General features: G+C 62.3%; 19 protein-coding genes. 9 read left to right on the top strand and 10 right to left on the bottom strand.

Annotation, left to right across the window (positions count from 1 at the left end):
* Nucleotides 1-69 precede the first annotated feature (69 nt).
* Nucleotides 70-1,911 carry an ABC transporter ATP-binding protein/permease gene (locus tag G6N74_RS29950; protein WP_165121649.1) on the bottom strand — a complete coding sequence of 614 codons (1,842 nt, stop codon included), beginning with the start codon at nt 1,909-1,911 and terminating at the stop codon, nt 70-72.
* A 181-nt stretch (nt 1,912-2,092) separates the two neighbouring features.
* On the opposite strand from G6N74_RS29950, the gene G6N74_RS29945 reads away from it, so the two are divergent.
* From G6N74_RS29945 to G6N74_RS29935, 3 genes are all read left to right on the top strand, one after another.
* Entirely contained in the window at nt 2,093-2,401 is a 309-nt protein-coding gene (locus tag G6N74_RS29945) for a hypothetical protein (RefSeq protein WP_165121648.1), read from the top strand.
* A 106-nt stretch (nt 2,402-2,507) separates the two neighbouring features.
* Nucleotides 2,508-3,287: an ABC transporter substrate-binding protein gene (locus G6N74_RS29940; RefSeq protein ID WP_165121647.1), complete on the top strand. Its 780-nt coding sequence runs from the start codon at nt 2,508-2,510 to the stop codon at nt 3,285-3,287.
* Between the two features lie 72 nt (nt 3,288-3,359).
* Complete coding sequence (locus tag G6N74_RS29935) at nt 3,360-3,767, top strand: hypothetical protein (protein ID WP_165121646.1); 408 nt, start codon at nt 3,360-3,362, stop codon at nt 3,765-3,767.
* 13 nt (nt 3,768-3,780) lie between these two features.
* Here G6N74_RS29935 and G6N74_RS29930 read toward each other — a convergent pair whose 3' ends face one another.
* From G6N74_RS29930 to G6N74_RS29920, 3 genes are all read right to left on the bottom strand, one after another.
* A complete protein-coding gene (locus G6N74_RS29930; protein ID WP_165121645.1) occupies nt 3,781-4,335 on the bottom strand; it encodes a GreA/GreB family elongation factor in 555 nt (184 codons plus the stop codon).
* 149 nt (nt 4,336-4,484) lie between these two features.
* The gene (gene rnk / locus G6N74_RS29925; RefSeq protein WP_165121644.1) at nt 4,485-4,940 is read right to left on the bottom strand and encodes a nucleoside diphosphate kinase regulator; all 456 of its coding nucleotides are present in this window, start codon (nt 4,938-4,940) and stop codon (nt 4,485-4,487) included.
* 328 nt (nt 4,941-5,268) lie between these two features.
* Nucleotides 5,269-5,799, bottom strand: coding sequence for a GNAT family N-acetyltransferase (locus tag G6N74_RS29920; protein ID WP_165121643.1), 531 nt, complete (start codon nt 5,797-5,799; stop codon nt 5,269-5,271).
* Nucleotides 5,800-6,135: 336 nt separating this feature from the next.
* Between G6N74_RS29920 and G6N74_RS29915 the strand changes: the two genes are divergently transcribed.
* Nucleotides 6,136-6,591, top strand: coding sequence for a DUF2214 family protein (locus tag G6N74_RS29915; protein ID WP_165121642.1), 456 nt, complete (start codon nt 6,136-6,138; stop codon nt 6,589-6,591).
* On the opposite strand, the gene nth is transcribed toward G6N74_RS29915, so the two are convergent.
* Entirely contained in the window at nt 6,585-7,358 is a 774-nt protein-coding gene (nth, locus tag G6N74_RS29910; protein ID WP_165121641.1) for an endonuclease III, read from the bottom strand. The two genes, G6N74_RS29915 and nth, sit on opposite strands and share 7 nt — an antisense overlap.
* Nucleotides 7,359-7,380: 22 nt before the next feature.
* Between nth and G6N74_RS29905 the strand changes: the two genes are divergently transcribed.
* Entirely contained in the window at nt 7,381-7,875 is a 495-nt protein-coding gene (locus G6N74_RS29905; RefSeq protein ID WP_165121640.1) for a DUF2244 domain-containing protein, read from the top strand.
* Nucleotides 7,876-7,880: 5 nt separating this feature from the next.
* On the opposite strand, the gene G6N74_RS29900 is transcribed toward G6N74_RS29905, so the two are convergent.
* The 3 genes from G6N74_RS29900 to G6N74_RS29890 form a co-directional block, all read right to left on the bottom strand.
* Entirely contained in the window at nt 7,881-8,366 is a 486-nt protein-coding gene (locus tag G6N74_RS29900; protein WP_165121639.1) for a hypothetical protein, read from the bottom strand.
* 152 nt (nt 8,367-8,518) lie between these two features.
* Nucleotides 8,519-9,172: an alpha/beta fold hydrolase gene (locus tag G6N74_RS29895; RefSeq protein ID WP_165121638.1), complete on the bottom strand. Its 654-nt coding sequence runs from the start codon at nt 9,170-9,172 to the stop codon at nt 8,519-8,521.
* A gap of 103 nt (nt 9,173-9,275) precedes the next feature.
* On the bottom strand, nt 9,276-10,091 hold the full coding sequence (locus tag G6N74_RS29890) for a class I SAM-dependent methyltransferase (RefSeq protein ID WP_165121637.1): 816 nt from the start codon (nt 10,089-10,091) through the stop codon (nt 9,276-9,278).
* 114 nt (nt 10,092-10,205) lie between these two features.
* On the opposite strand from G6N74_RS29890, the gene G6N74_RS29885 reads away from it, so the two are divergent.
* From G6N74_RS29885 to G6N74_RS29875, 3 genes are all read left to right on the top strand, one after another.
* Nucleotides 10,206-11,102 (top strand): methylated-DNA--[protein]-cysteine S-methyltransferase, encoded by an 897-nt coding sequence (locus G6N74_RS29885; protein ID WP_165121636.1) that lies wholly within the window; start codon nt 10,206-10,208, stop codon nt 11,100-11,102.
* Nucleotides 11,103-11,427: 325 nt separating this feature from the next.
* Nucleotides 11,428-12,339 carry a ribokinase gene (locus G6N74_RS29880; protein WP_165121635.1) on the top strand — a complete coding sequence of 304 codons (912 nt, stop codon included), beginning with the start codon at nt 11,428-11,430 and terminating at the stop codon, nt 12,337-12,339.
* A gap of 15 nt (nt 12,340-12,354) precedes the next feature.
* Nucleotides 12,355-13,806 (top strand): amidase, encoded by a 1,452-nt coding sequence (locus tag G6N74_RS29875; protein WP_165121634.1) that lies wholly within the window; start codon nt 12,355-12,357, stop codon nt 13,804-13,806.
* Between the two features lie 501 nt (nt 13,807-14,307).
* On the opposite strand, the gene G6N74_RS29870 is transcribed toward G6N74_RS29875, so the two are convergent.
* A complete protein-coding gene (locus G6N74_RS29870; RefSeq protein ID WP_165121633.1) occupies nt 14,308-14,775 on the bottom strand; it encodes an aminoacyl-tRNA deacylase in 468 nt (155 codons plus the stop codon).
* 83 nt (nt 14,776-14,858) lie between these two features.
* Between G6N74_RS29870 and G6N74_RS29865 the strand changes: the two genes are divergently transcribed.
* On the top strand, nt 14,859-15,473 hold the full coding sequence (locus tag G6N74_RS29865) for a LysE family translocator (RefSeq protein WP_165121632.1): 615 nt from the start codon (nt 14,859-14,861) through the stop codon (nt 15,471-15,473).
* A gap of 38 nt (nt 15,474-15,511) precedes the next feature.
* Here G6N74_RS29865 and G6N74_RS29860 read toward each other — a convergent pair whose 3' ends face one another.
* On the bottom strand, nt 15,512-15,799 hold the full coding sequence (locus G6N74_RS29860) for a GIY-YIG nuclease family protein (protein WP_165121631.1): 288 nt from the start codon (nt 15,797-15,799) through the stop codon (nt 15,512-15,514).
* Between the last annotated feature and the right edge of the window lie 702 nt (nt 15,800-16,501).

Here is a 16,501-nt window from a genome sequence, read left to right as displayed (position 1 = left end):
AGGCCGGAAAACTATCCACAGGGGCCATGAAATGCCCGGGAAGCGCAAACCGGGATCGAGGGGAATGGCTCAGGCCCGGCGTTTGCGCAGGGCGACCTCCATTTCCGCGCCAGGAGTGGCTTTCTCGGCCCCTGCAGGATTGAGCCGCAACGGCTTGAGCACGTGCCCTTCTGGATGTTTAGCCAGATGCAGAACACGCGTGAAGAAATGGCCGTTGCGCTCGGCGCGGCCGATATTGACGATCGCAGCCTTTGCCAGGTCCTCCTCCAGTATCGACATGACCCGCCGGCGTGCGTCACCTGCCAGCGTATCCAGCGCCTCGTCGATGACCACCCAGCGCGGACGATGCAGGCCGAGCCGGGCAAAGGCCAGCAGCCGCTGGTCATCATCGTTCAGTTCGCGGTCCCAGCGCTCGCTGCGATCGAGCGCCGGCACGAGGCGGCCGAGCCCGGCCTTGGTGAGAGAGGCGGCAAGATCGGTCTCGGCAAAAGTCTGCGACCCTTGCGGATAGGACAAAACCTCGCGCAACGTGCCGGGCGGGAAATAGGGCGTGCGCGGCACGAAGGTGACGGCCTCGCCGGCGGGCATGCCGATCCGGCCGCTGCCCCACGGCCACAGGCCGGCCACGGCGCGGAAGAACAGCGTCTTGCCCGCACCCGGCTCGCCCGTCACCAGCACGCGTTCGCCGGCCTTGATTTCGATATCGGCCTCTTCCAGCCTGACGCAGCCGCCGGGCGAGGCGACCTCGATCTTTTCAAGCGTCATGCGATCGCCTTGCGATTCGGCGAATTCGATTCGTTGCTCGACCTCATGCAGTTCGTCTGTCTTCAGGATCGCGGCGCGAAAGGAGGCGACGCGCAGCAGGGTTGCCCGCCAATCCGCGATGCCGCCGATATTGTCGACGAACCAGCGCAGCGAGGCATGAACCTGGTTGAACGCTCCCACCGCCATCATCAGGCCACCGAAGCTCAGGTCGCCGGCGAAATAGACCGGCGAGGCAATGACGATCGGCGCGATCACCGTGATCCAGCCATAGCTGGCGGTGACCCAGGTCAATCCCGTCACCGCGCGCACGATGAGCCGCACCGATTGCAGCACGGTGGCAAGGTCGAGTTCGAGACGCCGCTTCTCATCCGCCTCGCCGCCGGCGAGCGAAATGGCATCAATATGTTCGTTGACGCGCATCAGCGAGAAACGCAGCTCCGCCTCGCGCCCGTATCGATCGCCGTTGAGCTTGATCAGCGGACGCCCGGCGAGCCAGCTCAGCCAGGATGCGACGCCGGCATAGATGACCGCGGCCCAGACCATATAACCGGGAATCGCGAACGCGCTGCCGCCGACATGAAAGACGAACCCGGCGGACAGCGACCACAGTACCCCGACGAAGCTGACAAGAAGAATGGTCGCCTGCAGCAGCCCTACCCCCAGATCGGTCGTCAGATCGCTGAGATGGCGCGCATCCTCATGCATGCGCTGGTCCGGATTGACGCCGATGGCGCCGGCATTGGCCAGCCGGAAAGCCCGGCGCGGCCGCATCCATTCGCCGATCAGGTCGCGCACCAGCCCTTCGCGCAGCTTGAGATGGATCATCTGGTTCAGCCAGGTCTGCCCGACATTGAGGACGAGCAGCACGGCGGCGATCACGGCGAAGATTTCGAGCTGATAGAAGAAGCCCTGGAGATCACGCCGCTCGAGCGCATCATAAAATGGCCGGTACCAGCGATTGAGCACGACCTGCCCTACCGCCGTCGCCACGATGACGGCGAAGATGGTGGCGCAGAGCCCCATTATAGTATTGCGCAGCGGCGACGAGTTGAACGCCCGCGTCATCATCATCAGTTGGTCGCGGAAACTTTCGTCGGCGGGCGCCGTCGGCAAGGTCGCGGCCTCTTCCTGTATCTGGCCCGCCATCGTCGCAGATCCTTTCCTCGCAGCATCGGCTTTTGAAACATAGTGTGTCCGCAGGACGGCGCTAATCAATCCCGGTCTTCACACCGCGATGTGATGGCGAGAGGGCAATGGCATCGTGTGGATCGGATCGCTGGGTGAAAGCGTTATGCCTTCTCCAATCACTCGATCACGGGACATCGCGATGAACACCGCAAATCTGCAACTCGAAGGCCTGTATCTGGCCATCGCTTCGATCAACAATCTGCTAGTCGCCAAGGGCATGGTAAGCGTCGAGGAGATCGACACGGCACTTCGGCGCGCCGAAGCCAACGCCACCGGCGACGAGCGTCTCATTGAGGACATGACCCCGGCCAACCGCGATGCCGTGTGTTTTCCGATCCGGCTTCTGCAGGCGGCCAACAACAGCCGCTCGGAGCAGAACACGCCGACCTTCTCCGAGCTCGCAAAAATGGTCGGGCAAACCAAGGAACCTTACAACGATCAGATGTGAGGCAAGCTTTTTTCCTGCCAATCAACTTGCCCAGCGCGAAGCGTGATGATTTGCTGCGGCTGTTTGGGAACACGAAGCGGCCGCGAGTGCCGCATAGGAGAAGCTAATGCGTATTTCAGGACGTTTCGCCGGCATGCTTGCAGGTGCCGCACTCACGCTGGCGGCTGGATCGGCCTTCGCCGAGGAGCCCATGAAGCTGAAGATCGGCACGGAGGGCGCCTATCCGCCCTTCAACAGCATCGCCGCCGACGGGTCGCTGATCGGATTCGACATCGATATCGCCAATGCGCTGTGCGCGCAGATGAAGGCGCAATGCGAAATCGTCACCCAGGATTGGGACGGCATGATCCCGGCCCTACAGGCCGGCAAGTTCGACGCCATCGTCGCCTCGATGAGCATCACCGAAGAGCGCAAGAAGCAGATTTCATTCACCAACAAATATTATGTCACGCCGCTTTCGGTGGTAGCGCTGAAGGATTCCAGCCTCTCGACGACCGACCCCGCGGCCTATTCCGGCAAGACCGTCGGCGCGCAGGCTTCGACCACGCAGGCTACCTATGCCGACGAGGTCTATGGCAAGGCCGGCGCGGAGGCGAAACTCTATCCCTCGCAGGACGAGGCGATGGCCGATCTCGCCAATGGGCGGCTCGATGCGGTGGTGGCCGACAAGTTCGTGCTGGTCGACTGGATGGACAAGACCGGCAAGGATTGCTGCAAGATGGTCGGCGACATTGAGGGCACCAATGCGCCGGCCGGCATCGGCGTGCGCCAGGCGGACAATGAGCTGCGCGAAAAACTGAATGCCGCCATCGACGCGATCGTCGCCGACGGCACCTACGGCAAGATCGTCCAGAAGTATTTCACTTTCGACATCTATGGCGGTTAGGATTGCTGGCGTTTACGGTGTCCGCCGGGGTGGGCACCGTAGACGAGCAAAGCGCGGACAGACATTCGAAGCATGACGACACCCAGAAGCGCCAACTTCGCCGGCATCCTGTTGCTTGCCGCCGCGGTCTCCAGCCAGGCACGCGCCGAGCCGGTGCAATTGCAGCGCACGATGGCCGACGGCGTCTATCATTGCGAAGTCTATGCGCTCGGCATGTTCATCCATCTCGGCGACATCATTATAAAGGGTCCCACCTATCGCGGTCCGGCATGGTTCGAACCCTTTGCCGGACCGTATACATATGAAGTGACGCCTTTTGACGAGATCAACTGGTTTGGGCCGCTTGGCGGCTTCACCTCGGGCGGGAACTCCGTCGACCTGACGCAGGTCACCGTCAACACCGACGAGAAGGCCTCGTTCGACATCATCATGCGCGAGGCGAGCGGCAGTTTTTCGGCGACGACCTGCGAGAAGCGGTAGTCGACGACGGCGCTTACGCCGCCGACGGGCCGGGGTCGTCATCTAAAGGTGCGGGAACCCTTTCGATGGGCGTTGCCGGCAGGCCGTCGGCGGAATGGACCAGCCGCAATATGGTGCCGCGCGGCTTTGACGCCGGGCCGCCCAGGCCGAGCTTCAATCCCTCCGTCTCGCGCTTGGCAGCCTCGGGTTGATAGACGACTTCCTGCACGGTCAGCTTTTCCTCGGTCCCGTCCGCCCGGCGGATAACCATGGACTGGCCTTCGGCGAGCCCCATAAGGGCAAGGCCGCGCGGATTGGTGATCGAAAGCACCGATCCGACCAGCCCGCGCATCTCGTCATGGGCGATGATGCGCGTCTCGGCCGGGCCGTCGTCGACGCGGTAGCTGACGCGGCTTGACAGCGTGACGACCATCGGCGGGATATCGTCGCGGAACATCACGCTCGCGCCATCGATCTTGCGCTTGAGGATTTCGGCGATCGGATCGTCGCGACCGAGGCAGCGTTCCAGCATGACTTCGAGGATCGTATAATCCTTGGCTGTCAGCAGGCAGGTTTCTTCATTCGACATGGCAAATCTCCAGCCGAACCGTTTTCACGCGGTCTCGGCTTCAAGTGTTGTGCTTGAGTTCGAAAGACGCTCCCCTGGACCGGACGCGATTTGTCCGGCGCAGGGGTTAGGATCCTGCGACGAGATTGCCTGAGCGGTGGATCATGCCGTCACGCCCGGTCGGACGCCGCGGCTAGTGCCGATGTCTCGGCCGGAGCCGGCGCACCGGGTTTTCTCACGTCGAGCACTTCGAGCTCGTGCGTGCGCCCATCGCGGGCCGTCCACGAGATCGACTGCCCGGGCGAAAGCCCGATCAGCGCCGTGCCGATCGGGGTCAGGATGGAGATCTTGCCCTGCGCGATATCGGCATCGCCGGGGAACACCAGCGTCACCGTCTTTGCCTCGCCAGTGTCCGGCTTGAAGGTCACGGCTGAGCCCATGCGGGCAACGTCGTCGGGAATGGAGCCGTCGGCCACGACGCGCGCGCGATCGAGTTCAAGCAGCAATTCCTCCGACACGTCCGGATTGCGCTCCGCCATCGCATTGGCAAAGGCGATGAGCTTCGAATGATCGGAGGCGCCGATCCTGATATTGGGCTTGCGCCGCGCCCTGGTCTTTTCCTGCATTTTTATTACCTGTGCTTGTGACCGCGACGGAATCCGGCTCTCGGACTTCGACGTGCGGTGCCGATTGCCGGCAGTATCAATGATGTTGGAAGCGCCGATGCCGCAGATTTAGAAAATGGGATGCTGCGGAAAAGTGTCGTACCGCCCCGCGGCTCGGGGGCGCATGGCAGCCGAGCCGGGGGTCAGCGTCCCGCGATGGGGCACACCCGCTGAAAAAACTTGAATCGTGTTTCGGCTGCGATCGACATGCCACGATAGTCCCGAAACTTCTCATGTAAGTCAAGCAACCGCCCGATCCTTCATTCGGCGGGTGCCTGAAAAAGCCCCCTCACCCTCTTTCGAAGAGCAGCGTCGGCGAACCCTTGTAGGTCGTCCGGGCCGTCTCGCGATAATCGAACTTTTCGGCAATGCGGATCGATGCGACATTTTCGGGATCGATAATACAGACGGTTTTCGCCCCGCCGAAATGCCGGTCGGCCCATTCATGCATGGCGCCGACGACTTCCGTCGCAAAACCCTGGCCATGCACGGCGGACACGAAACCCCAGCCGGCTTCGGGCAACCCCTCTATCGAAGGCTCCATCTCGCGCTTGGCATCCTGGAAGCCCGCCCCGCCGAGAAAGCGGCCGGTTTCCTTTTCCTCGACCACCCAATAGCCGAAGCCCAGCAACTGCCAGTGTCCGCGATAACGCAGCATGCGCGCCCAAACCTCCTCGCGCGGCAGGGGTTGGCCGGTGATGAAGCGCGTATGGAGCGGATCGGTCCACATCGCGACGAAACTGTCGAAGTCCGACAATTTGTGCCCGCGCAGGATGGTGCGCGGGGTTTCGATGACGGGGGTTTCGGTGGTGTCGGTCATGAGGGTTCCGGGATGTTGTGCGTGAAGCCGTAGCATGGGGCGAGGTCATCGAATGAGGCCACGGCGGTGATCAGCTTTCTTCCAGCGATTGCGCTGCTCCCCCTCTCCGTCTCGGCTTCGCCGAGCCACCTCTCCCCATTTCATGGGGCGAAGAACCCAAGTCCTGAAGCGTGGCTGCCTCGCAGAACCCAGGTTCCTCGCCCCATGAAATGGGGAGAGGTGGCTCGGCGAAGCCGAACGGAGAGGGGTATCTGGTTCAGCCCGCTTGACCCCACCGCCAATTTCCGTACCTGTACGCAGCAGGCAAATCTCTCCCGGCACCGGAAAGAAGCACCCATGGAAACCACCGACCTGCTGCTCGCCATCGTCCACCACATCCTTGTCTTCTCGGTCGCAGCACTCATTGCCTGCGAATCGGTTCTGACGCGCGGCGAACTGTCTGCCGCTGCCATCAAGCGGCTGGCCGGGCTCGACCGCCATTATGGCATCCTCGCCATGCTGGTCATCATCGTCGGCGTCGGCCGCGTCTTCTACGGCCTGAAGGGTTGGGAATTCTACGTCTACAACTGGGTGTTCTGGGCCAAGATGGTTTCGTTCCTCGCGGTCGGCCTGTTGTCGATCATCCCGACCATGCGGTTCCTGTCATGGAACAGGCAGGCGAGCGCGAATGCGAGTTTCACCGTGCCTGCCGCCGAACTCTCCTCGGTGCGATTCTACCTGCGCGCCGAGATGGTCGGCATCGTGCTGATCCTGATCTTCGCCGCCGCGATGGCGCGAGGCTACGGCTACTGAGCGGCTTCCAGCGGCTCGATCGGCACCAGCGGTGCTGGAATATCCGTCGTCTTTTCCGCCGACTTGCAGATGTCGGCAATCACGCACATCGGGCAATCCGGCTTGCGCGCCTTGCAGACATAGCGCCCATGCAGGATCAGCCAGTGATGGGCGTGGCGCATATATTCGTCCGGAATGACCCGGACCAGCTCCGCCTCGACCTGTTCCGGCGTCTTGCCCGGCGCGAGACCAATCCGGTTGCCGATGCGCAGTATATGCGTGTCGACCGCCATGGTGTGCTGGCCGAAAGCCATGTTGAGCACGACATTGGCGGTCTTGCGCCCGACCCCCGGCAGCTTGACCAGTTCGTCGCGATCGTCGGGCACCTCGCCGCCATAGTCGCGAATCAGCGCCTGCGAAAGCGCAATCACATTCTTGGCCTTGTTGCGCCAAAGCCCAATGGTGCGGATGTAGTCGCCCACCCTCGCCTCGCCCAGCGCCAGCATCTTCTGCGGCGTGTCGGCGATTGCAAACAGCGCCCGCGTCGCCTTGTTGACGCCGATGTCGGTCGCCTGCGCCGACAGCACCACCGCCACCAAGAGCGTGAAGGCGTTGACGTGCTCGAGCTCGCCCTTGGGCTCCGGGCGCTGCACCGCAAAGCGGCGGAAAATCTCGTGCACTTCGGCCGGCGAATAAAGACATGCGGGCTTCTTCGCGGCGCGGCGCGGTTTCGTAACCGGCTGCGGCTTTTTGGTCCTGGTCTGATCTTTGGGCTTGGGGTTCGTCATCGTCTTCCTATAATCTGGAGCGATGAGCGAGACAAACGCCATATCCGCCGCCGACGAGCCCTTCTTCCAGGCGCTGCTGACGCCGCACCGGTCGCTCGGCCGCACCGGCTTCCTGATCCTGATGGGCGCGCTGTCGCTCACTTGGCTTGCCACCGGCGCCTTCTTCCTGTCGAGAGGCGCATGGCCGGTCTTCGGCTTTTTCGGCCTCGACATTCTCGCCGTCTACATCGCCTTCAAGCTGAACTACCGCGCCGCCCGTGCCCGCGAGGAAGTCACGGTTTCGCGCACCAGCCTCGACATCCGCAAGACCGCACCCTCCGGCCGTACTGAAGACCACCACTTCAACCCGTTCTGGGCGCGATTTTCGGTCGCCCGCCACGACGAGATCGGCATCACCGACATGGCCGTCGACGGCCAGGGCCAGCATGTGCCGATCGGCAGTTTTCTCAACCCCGACGACCGCGAGAGTTTTGCGACCGCCTTTTCGCGGGCGCTGGCGAAAGCCAAGGGGCGGTAAGAGCCTCAGGATTTGCGCGATGGGGCTTTCCAGCCATCTGCATAAATCAACCAGAAAATCAGCCCGCCAATTGCTCCGATTGCGCCTGACAGCATCATATTCTTTGCCAGATCCCAATAGCCGCAGGCCGTTCGAACACCGGCCACGATGACGTCGCAGCCATTTACCGAAGTACTGGTGCCCTCATTTCCAGGCCAAAATCCCGATGCAAGATTGAATGACGCTCCAATCGCCGCGGCCACGGCAATCGTCACCCAGGGCGACGCGATATCAAGCCATCTCAGCAGGACATAAGCCGGCAGGCCCAGAACGATAGCAAAAGTCCATGCCAAGGCACAGCCGATGAAAAATAATGGCATGGTCGATGCAAACCCACCCGTGAAGGGATCGTCTGACAGCAAAATCGAGCCGAAGACCGGGGATAGAAATATCGCAACCGTTAACGGCGGCGCGAGTACGAAGGCTGCAAAAGCGCGCGCATGCTGATACATCGAAACTATCCCCAGGAACCCAGGCTGAACATCGCATCACGATTCAAGTGCGACAAGGACTGTCTGCCTGGCGCTTCAAAAACAGTAGCGCAACAGCCGCGCTATCAGTCTTGGCTCTTCTGCTGCCGACAGATAGGGCGTCAGATTCCAGGTCAAACCTGAGCCAGCAATATCTCGGCCAGGGCCTCGGGGTTCAGCCGTGCTACATTGTGCCCGCAATCCAAGGCAAAGGTCGACCACTCCGGCTCCTCGCTCAAGCGTTGATAAAGGTCGAGGAACGGACTTCCTTCCCAGCCATGCGCGCCGATGAAGGTCTTGCGCGGCACTTCACGCCAACGGCCGCTGAGATTGATCGATTGGAGAAACGTCCCAATCGGATGCGGTCGGCATCGCGGGTCCAGATTGGCAGGCGACGCGCAAGTCAGTCCGTCAGCCTTCGCGCCGGCGATGAAGACATCTCGAAAACGGGGCGTCGTCAGCGACCAGACAGAATCGCCGGAATCAGGCACATAGGCGTCGACATAGACCAGCGCCCGGATTTGCGCCGGGTCAGCATCCGCTGCGCCGCTCACGACCATCCCGCCGTAGGATTGTCCAACCATGACCACATCGTCGCGCTGCGACCTCACGACATTGACGACCTCACGGATATGAGTTTCGAGATTGGCGGTTGGAGCGGGAGTATCGCCAAGCCCGGAGAGCGTGATCGGCAACGCTTTGTGCCCGTGCGCGGTAAGGATGTCTGCCACCTTTTGGTAGACCCAGCCGCCCTGCCAGCCCCCGGCTATCAGAATAAAGGTGGCCATATTATTCGCCCCTGACTTTGATGCTTACGGAGCTTCGACACCTCTTTGGCCAAAATCAAGACCACTGTGCCGGCTGACTGTGCGGACTCGAAGAAAACATATTTCAGAACCGGTAGCGCAGCAGCCTTCCCACCCTTCGCAACGGCGGAATGAAACTCCAGAGCAGAATGAGCCAGCGGGACGCCCAGTCCATTCTGGCCGTATGTTCAGGCTTGTAGGCGGAAACTTCCTCGACGAGTTTCAGGCCGGGCACCGCCTTCTCCAGATCCCGTGCGTCATTGATGCCCCAGCGCAGTTCGGCTCCGGTGGCGCGGATGGATGGCGCGAGGCTGACTAGCCAGAGCCCGAAATCGCTATAGGCATCGCCGATGATCTCGCCGCGGGCAAGATGCGAGACAAGCCGCGCGAACAGCCTCGGCCCTTCCTCGGCCGGAAGATAGGGCATAAGCCCTTCCGCCACCACCAAGGCCGGGCGGTCGTGGGGCACCTTGTCCAGCCAGGCCGGATCGGTAACCGACGAGCCGATCAGATGGTAGTTTTGCCGCTCCGGATAGAGTTTGCGGCGAAGCGCGATCACCTGCGGATAATCCACGTCGAACCATTCGACGCCGGCGGGCGGATCGAGACGGAAGATGCGCGTATCCAGCCCGCAACCGAGATGCAGCACCATCGCATCCGGGTGCCTTGCCAGGAATTCCGAAACCCAGTCGTCCAGCGTCTTGGCACGGATCGCCAGCCCGACGCTCATATTGTTGTCGACCTTCAACCTGGCAAAATCATAGTCGATCCTGCCCACGGCCTCGTCGGCGAAATGATCCCTCAGAAGCGAATCTGCCTGCCTGCTTTCCAGCGCCTTGCCGTACAAGGTGATGAGCAGGGTTTCCTTTTCCTTCGTCAGGGCGACTTTTTCGCGTTCCATCTTTCCTCCCGATGCCGCGGCCAGTGTTATCTGGGCCCGGCAAGGCACCACGGCAAGTTTCGGGTGGTGCGAAGGTCCCGTCTGCACGATATTCATCGGCAAGGAGACAATGTCATGAACGCTCAGACATCGATCAAGCTTTCGCCGGTTCTTCAGCGGGAAATCACGCCTGAGGGCAGCGATTACGAGACCGTTCGCCGGGTGATCGAGAAAATCAGCCTCGACTATCGCGACCAACCGTCACTGGAAACGCTGGCGGAAGAAGTCGGCGAAACGCCGACCGGCCTGCAAAAGCTGTTCACCCGCTGGGCCGGGCTGTCGCCGAAGGGTTTTCTGCAGGCGGTAACGCTGGATCATGCGCGCAGGCTGCTCGATTCGGGCATGCCGCTGCTCGAAACCGCCTTCGAAGTCGGCATGTCCGGCCCCAGCCGCCTGCACGATCTGTTCGTTACCCATGAGGCGATGTCGCCCGGCGACTACAAGACGCGCGGCGCGGGCCTCACCATCCGCTACGGCCATCACATCTCGCCCTTCGGCGTGGCGCTCATCATGGTCACCGACCGCGGCCTCGCCGGCCTCGCCTTCAACGATGCCGGCAGCGAACGCGCAGCCTTTGCCGACATGTCGAGCCGCTGGCCGAACGCTCTATATATTGAAGACATGTCGGCGACCGCGCCCTATGCCGCGCGCATCTTCGATCCGGCGCAGTGGCGGGCGGAAAACCCGCTGCGCGTCGTCATGATCGGCACGGATTTCCAGCTCCGTGTCTGGGACGCGCTGTTGAAAATCCCGATGGGTAAGGCTTGCAGCTATTCCGACATCGCGTCGGGCATCGGCACGCCGGCAGCCAGCCGCGCTGTGGGTGCTGCGGTTGGCGCCAATCCGCTGTCCTTCGTCGTGCCCTGCCACCGCGTCGTCGGCAAGTCCGGCGCGCTCACCGGCTATCACTGGGGCCTCACCCGCAAGCGGGCGATCCTCGGCTGGGAGGTCGGGCAATTGGGGGTGAGTTGAAGTAACATAGATAACTCCACTCCCTCTGCCGAGGCTACCGCATATAGATTCTCTGATGGTCGGGCTACCTTGAACCCCCACCCCTAACCCCTCCCCACAAGGGGGAGGGGGACGTCTTCGGCGCCTTTGGTCGGCGAGATTGGCCCTGCGCGGACATGCAACAAAGTTCCCCTCCCCCTTGTGGGGAGGGGTTAGGGGTGGGGGTCTTCTTCAAATGCAATCGGCCCTGCCCTTCCAGGGTAATGGCTTGGCAAGCCTCCAATCAGTCCTTCCTATCTCCCTCCAAACTCGATAGCTTCCCGCGGAATTCGCAGGAGGCTTTTTCTTGATCACTGTCATCGGTTCCATCAATCTCGACCTCATCGCCACGGTCGATCGCCTCCCTGCCCCCGGCGAAACCGTGATGGGCAGCGCGTTCAAGACCGCGCCCGGCGGCAAGGGTGCCAACCAGGCGCTGGCGGCCGCGCGCGCAGGCGCCCAGGTGCGCATGATCGGGGCCGTCGGCAAGGACAGCTTCGCCAATGACGCGCTGGCCTGCCTGAAGGCCGGCCAGGTCGAGCTTTCCGGCGTGCGCGAAGTCCATGCGGCCACCGGCACGGCGCATATCCTTGTCGAGGACGCAGGCGAAAACGTCATCGCCGTGGTGCCGGGTGCCAATGCGGCGGTGTTGCCGGGCGATCTCTCAAGTGCAGCGCTCCAAAAAGGCGAGATCATCCTTCTCCAGCACGAAATCCCGCTCGCGACCGTCGAAGCCGCACTTGATGCCGCCCGCGCGGCCGGCAGCGTGACCGTGCTCAACACCGCGCCCTTCAATGGCGCAGCTGCGCCCTTCCTCGAAAAGGCCGACTACATCGTCGCCAACGAGACCGAATTCGACCTCTATGGCGAGGTGCTGAAGCTTCAGGGCCGCGACCGCCCTGCACGCATGAAAAACTTCGTCGAAAAGACCGGCCGCACCGTCATCGTCACGCTCGGCGGCGAAGGCGTACTGGCGGCGACGCCCGACGGACTCATTCAGGTGCTGGCACTGAAGATCAAGCCGGTCGATACGGTTGGCGCCGGCGACACTTTCTGCGGTTATCTCGGAGCCGGTCTTGCCTCGGGCCTCAGCCTTGAGGATTCCTTGCGCCGCGCCGCTGCTGCCGGTTCGCTCGCCTGCCTGAAGCCCGGCGCGCAGCCGGCAATCCCGCTCAAGGCCGAGGTCGACGCCGCCCTTGCCGGCAACATGCCATCCTGACCGGGAGTGAAGCCAATGCAGCGCCCCGTGACCAAGCACGCCATTCCGCCCGCAGGTGAAATCTGCCGCATGTCCGCCGTCGAACTGACTGAAAAGATCAGAACGCGAAAACTCTCCGTGCGCGAGGTCGCCGCCGCCTTTCTCGACCGCATCGACGCGGTCAACCCGCTCGTCAACGCCATCGTTTCGCTGCGCGACCGCGCCGACATTATAGCCGAAGCCGATGCCGCCGACGCAGGACTGGCGAAGGGCATCACGCCCGGCCCGCTATTCGGCCTGCCCGTTGCCATCAAGGACCTTGCCCTGACCAAGGGCCTGAAAACGACCTTCGGCTCGCCGATCTTTGCCGATTTCGTACCCGACGAGGACGATTTCTTCGTCGAGCGCATGCGTACAGCCGGCGCGATCTTCATCGGCAAGACCAATGTCCCGGAATTCGGCCTCGGCTCGAACACCTACAACCCGGTCTTCGGCCCGACGCTCAACGCCTTCGATCCCGCACTGACGGCCGGCGGTTCCAGCGGCGGCGCGGCTGTCGCGTTGGCGTTCAACATGGTTCCCGTCGCCGACGGCAGCGATTTCGGCGGCTCGCTGCGCAATCCCGCCGCCTACAACAATGTCTTCGGCTTCCGCCCGTCGCAGGGGCTGGTTCCCGCCGGCCCGTCGAACGAGGTTTTCCATTCGCAGATCGGCATCGAGGGACCGATGGCCCGCAATGTCGGCGACATGGCGCTGCTGCTCGGCGTGCAGGCTGGATATCATCCCCACGCGCCGCTGTCGCATGACGGCGAAGCGTCCTATCTCGAAGGGCTGGAAAGTGGCACAAAAGGCGGCCGAATCGCATGGCTCGGCGAGCTCGGCGGCCGCCTGCCGATAGAAGACGGCATTCTCGATCTCTGCGAATCCGCGCTTGCGCGATTCGGTGAAGCCGGCTTCCCGTCGGAACCGCTGGTGCCGCAGTTTGATTACGAAGCCCTGTGGCGTGCCTTCGTCACCTTGCGCCAGGCAACCAGCGGCTGCGAACTCAAGCTCCACTACGACGACCCTGCCAAGCGCGCCAGGCTGAAGCCCGAAGCGATATGGGAGGCCGAGGGCGCAGAGCGCCTTACCGCGCCGCAGGTCCACGCCGCCTCCACCGTCCGTTCGGCATGGTACAAAACCGTGCTGAACCTGTTCGAGCGCTTCGACCTGCTGGCGCTGCCGACCGCGCAGGTCTTCCCTTTCGACGTCACCACCCCTTGGCCAAGCGACGTCGCCGGCCGCGCGATGGACAGCTACCATCGGTGGATGGAGGTATCGGCCTTTGCCTCGCTCGCCGGCTGCCCGGCAGTCAACGTGCCGGTCGGCTTCGACGATCGCGGCCGCCCCATGGGCATGCAACTGATCGGCCGCCCGCGCGGCGACCTCGCCGTCTTGCAAGCAGCGGCAGCGTATGAGACCACTATGACGTGGGAAAGCGGGGCATAGAAGGTTGGCGGCAACGCCGGCATGATCCCTGCCGAAAGGGGTTCATGGCGAAATCTTCGAAGAAGACCCCGCTGAAAGGCGGCACGTTCCGGCAACGGCTTAACCACAGGCTGGAGCCACTCCGGTGGTTCGCACACGAATACGCTGTTGCCCTTGCCATGCTTGTGGCGGCAGCCGCATTTGGGGTTTATATGCTCGCTCCCTTGCACAGCCCAGTGGTGAAGCACGAGCGGGTTAGCGCAGTCATAACAACGATAGTATCAACCCCACTCAGACCGAACCGAGCCGGCGGCTCCTACCAATACGCGGTCATACCGAATGGCACGACTTCGCCTATAGTCGTCAGAGACGAATTTCCCCCCACCCTGTTTCCGCGCGAGGTTGGGGCGACCATCGAGCTGGAACGCCGTACCCGTGCGAACGGCACGGTGACGTATCATATGTCGCCTATTGGCCTCTGACTGTACCGTTCCGGTCACGCGGCAGAAGCCTCTTTCCCGCTCACGCTTGCTTGGAAAAATCCCCGATCTCACCCTGCGCCGCGCGCAGCCATTCGTCTCGTGAAATCACCAGCGTCGCCGTATTGCGGCCGGTTCCGCAGACGATCTCGTCGCGCTCGAGCACGGCCCGGTCGATCAGAACGCGCGTTCCGTTGATCGGCAGGGGAACGATCCCGCCGATTTCCATATCGACCTTTCGCGCCACATCGGCGGGTTCGGCCATTTTGAGATCGGCGCGGCGCATGCCGAGCGCGTCGGCGATTTTCTTGTAGTCGGCCTTGTCCTTCGCCCTCAAGGCGACGATGGCCAGGCCACCGTCGGAATGCGAAAATGTCAGACCCTTGACCATGTCCTCCGGATCATGCGGCAGGATCTCCCTGGCGTCGTCGAAGGAGATGAGCGGCGCGTGATTGTGCACCGAAAACACCGCTCCGGCCGTTTCCAGAAACTCCTTGACCAAGGGGCTCATGTAATTCTTCTCCTCCGACAGCCAGACGCTGGACATTCCCTAGGGCTGGTGATTGTTTCCAGCAATCGCAGAGGAATACAAAAATGTCGCTCGAAGTCTATGCCGCCTACGTCGTCGCCTGCATCGTCATCATCCTCGTGCCCGGCCCGACAGTTACGCTGATCATCGCCTCCAGCATGCGCCACGGCACGCGCGCCGGGCTGCTCAACGTTGCCGGCACGCAGGCAGGCATTGCCGTCATGATCGGCATCGTCGGCATCGGCCTCACCTCGATGATCGAGGGCATGGGCCACTGGTTCGAATGGGTGCGCCTGCTGGGTGCCGCCTATCTGATCTGGATGGGCATCCAGATGTTCCGCTCCAGCGGCAGGCTGGACGCGAATGGCGCGCCGCAGGCACCGCGCGGCGGCTTCTTCCTGCAGGGTTTTCTGGTCGCCATCAGCAACCCCAAGACGCTCATCTTCTTCGGCGCCTTCATCCCGCAGTTTCTCGATCCTGCAGGCAACCACGCACTTCAGATCGCCATCATGGGCGCGACCGCCCTCGTCTTCGCGGCGATGTCCGATTCGGCCTACGCCATCGTTGCCGGCAGGGCCAGCCGCGCGCTTTCAGCCAACCGCATCAAGCTGCTATCGCGTGTCAGCGGCAGTTTCCTCGTCGGCGGCGGGCTGTGGCTGGCGCTGTCGCGGGCGAAGTGAGGGAGCGCGGCGCATTCCGCTTAACCTGCTGGCAAGCATCAGCCGTTCAGCACTTCATATAGATCGTCCCATTCCGGGTTCATCGCCTCGATCAGTTCGAGCTTCCATTTGCGCCGCCATTTCTTGATGCGTTTCTCATCCATGATGGCGTCGCCTATGTCGACATAGTCACGGTACCAGACCAGCCGCGTGACACCGTACTTCTTCGTGAAGCCGTCCGTCAGCCCCTCGCGATGCTCCCAGACGCGCCGCTCGAGATTGCTGGTCACACCGGTATAAAGCGTTCCGTTCTTCCTCGACGCTAAGATGTAGACATAGCCGGACATAGCTAAGAATGAGGCAGAATGCGGACGGCCCGCAAGAAGATTCTATCAATGGTTGCAAAAAAATTAGTACATTTACTCGCCGCGTTGTCTCGTGATCCGCCATCCACCGACATTGACGATTAGCGAAGCCAGACCATGCCGTTCGTCATCCCGGAAACCGGAGCGAAGCGGAGGTTATCCGGGACCCATTGGCCGCATCATCGTCAAGCGCGGCCCGGTCCTTACCTTGACGCAGTGCAAGACCACTGTGCGAACTCAGTACCCGGCCGTGCCGGTCAATGGGTCTCGGATAACCTGCACTTCGCTCCGGTTTCCGGGATGACGACGGAGAGATTTTTGCTCCGTCCAAGGTTTGCGAAGGTGTGGAAAGATTCTCAGCCGGTCTTCACTCAACCCATTGTTTCCATTCACGCCACACATTTTTTCACGCCCGATTTATCCCCACCCCTCGAGCACCTTTCATAATCCCAGCCAGTTCCACCCGCGGGAACACCGGTCGCGACGGTGATCTGTGGGGAGGAACCGGCGCCTCCGGTTCGTCGCAAACGTAGCGGCAAGCTCGGGGAGGTTCCGTCCGAGGGTTCCCCTGCGGGTAATACGGCCCGCGCGTGCTGGACGAGCACATAGGCCCAGCAAACCGAAAGGTTTGCAGGGAGCAGCGGAACGGACGGGAACAGAAATCGCCGGCGGGGCGCGGAAGCT

The sequence above is a fragment of the Mesorhizobium zhangyense genome, assembly GCF_011045115.1.
GTDB classification, from domain to species: Bacteria; Pseudomonadota; Alphaproteobacteria; order Rhizobiales; family Rhizobiaceae; genus Mesorhizobium_M; species Mesorhizobium_M zhangyense.
Note: the sequence above shows the minus strand (reverse complement) of the source record. Positions and strands in the feature narration are given on the sequence as shown.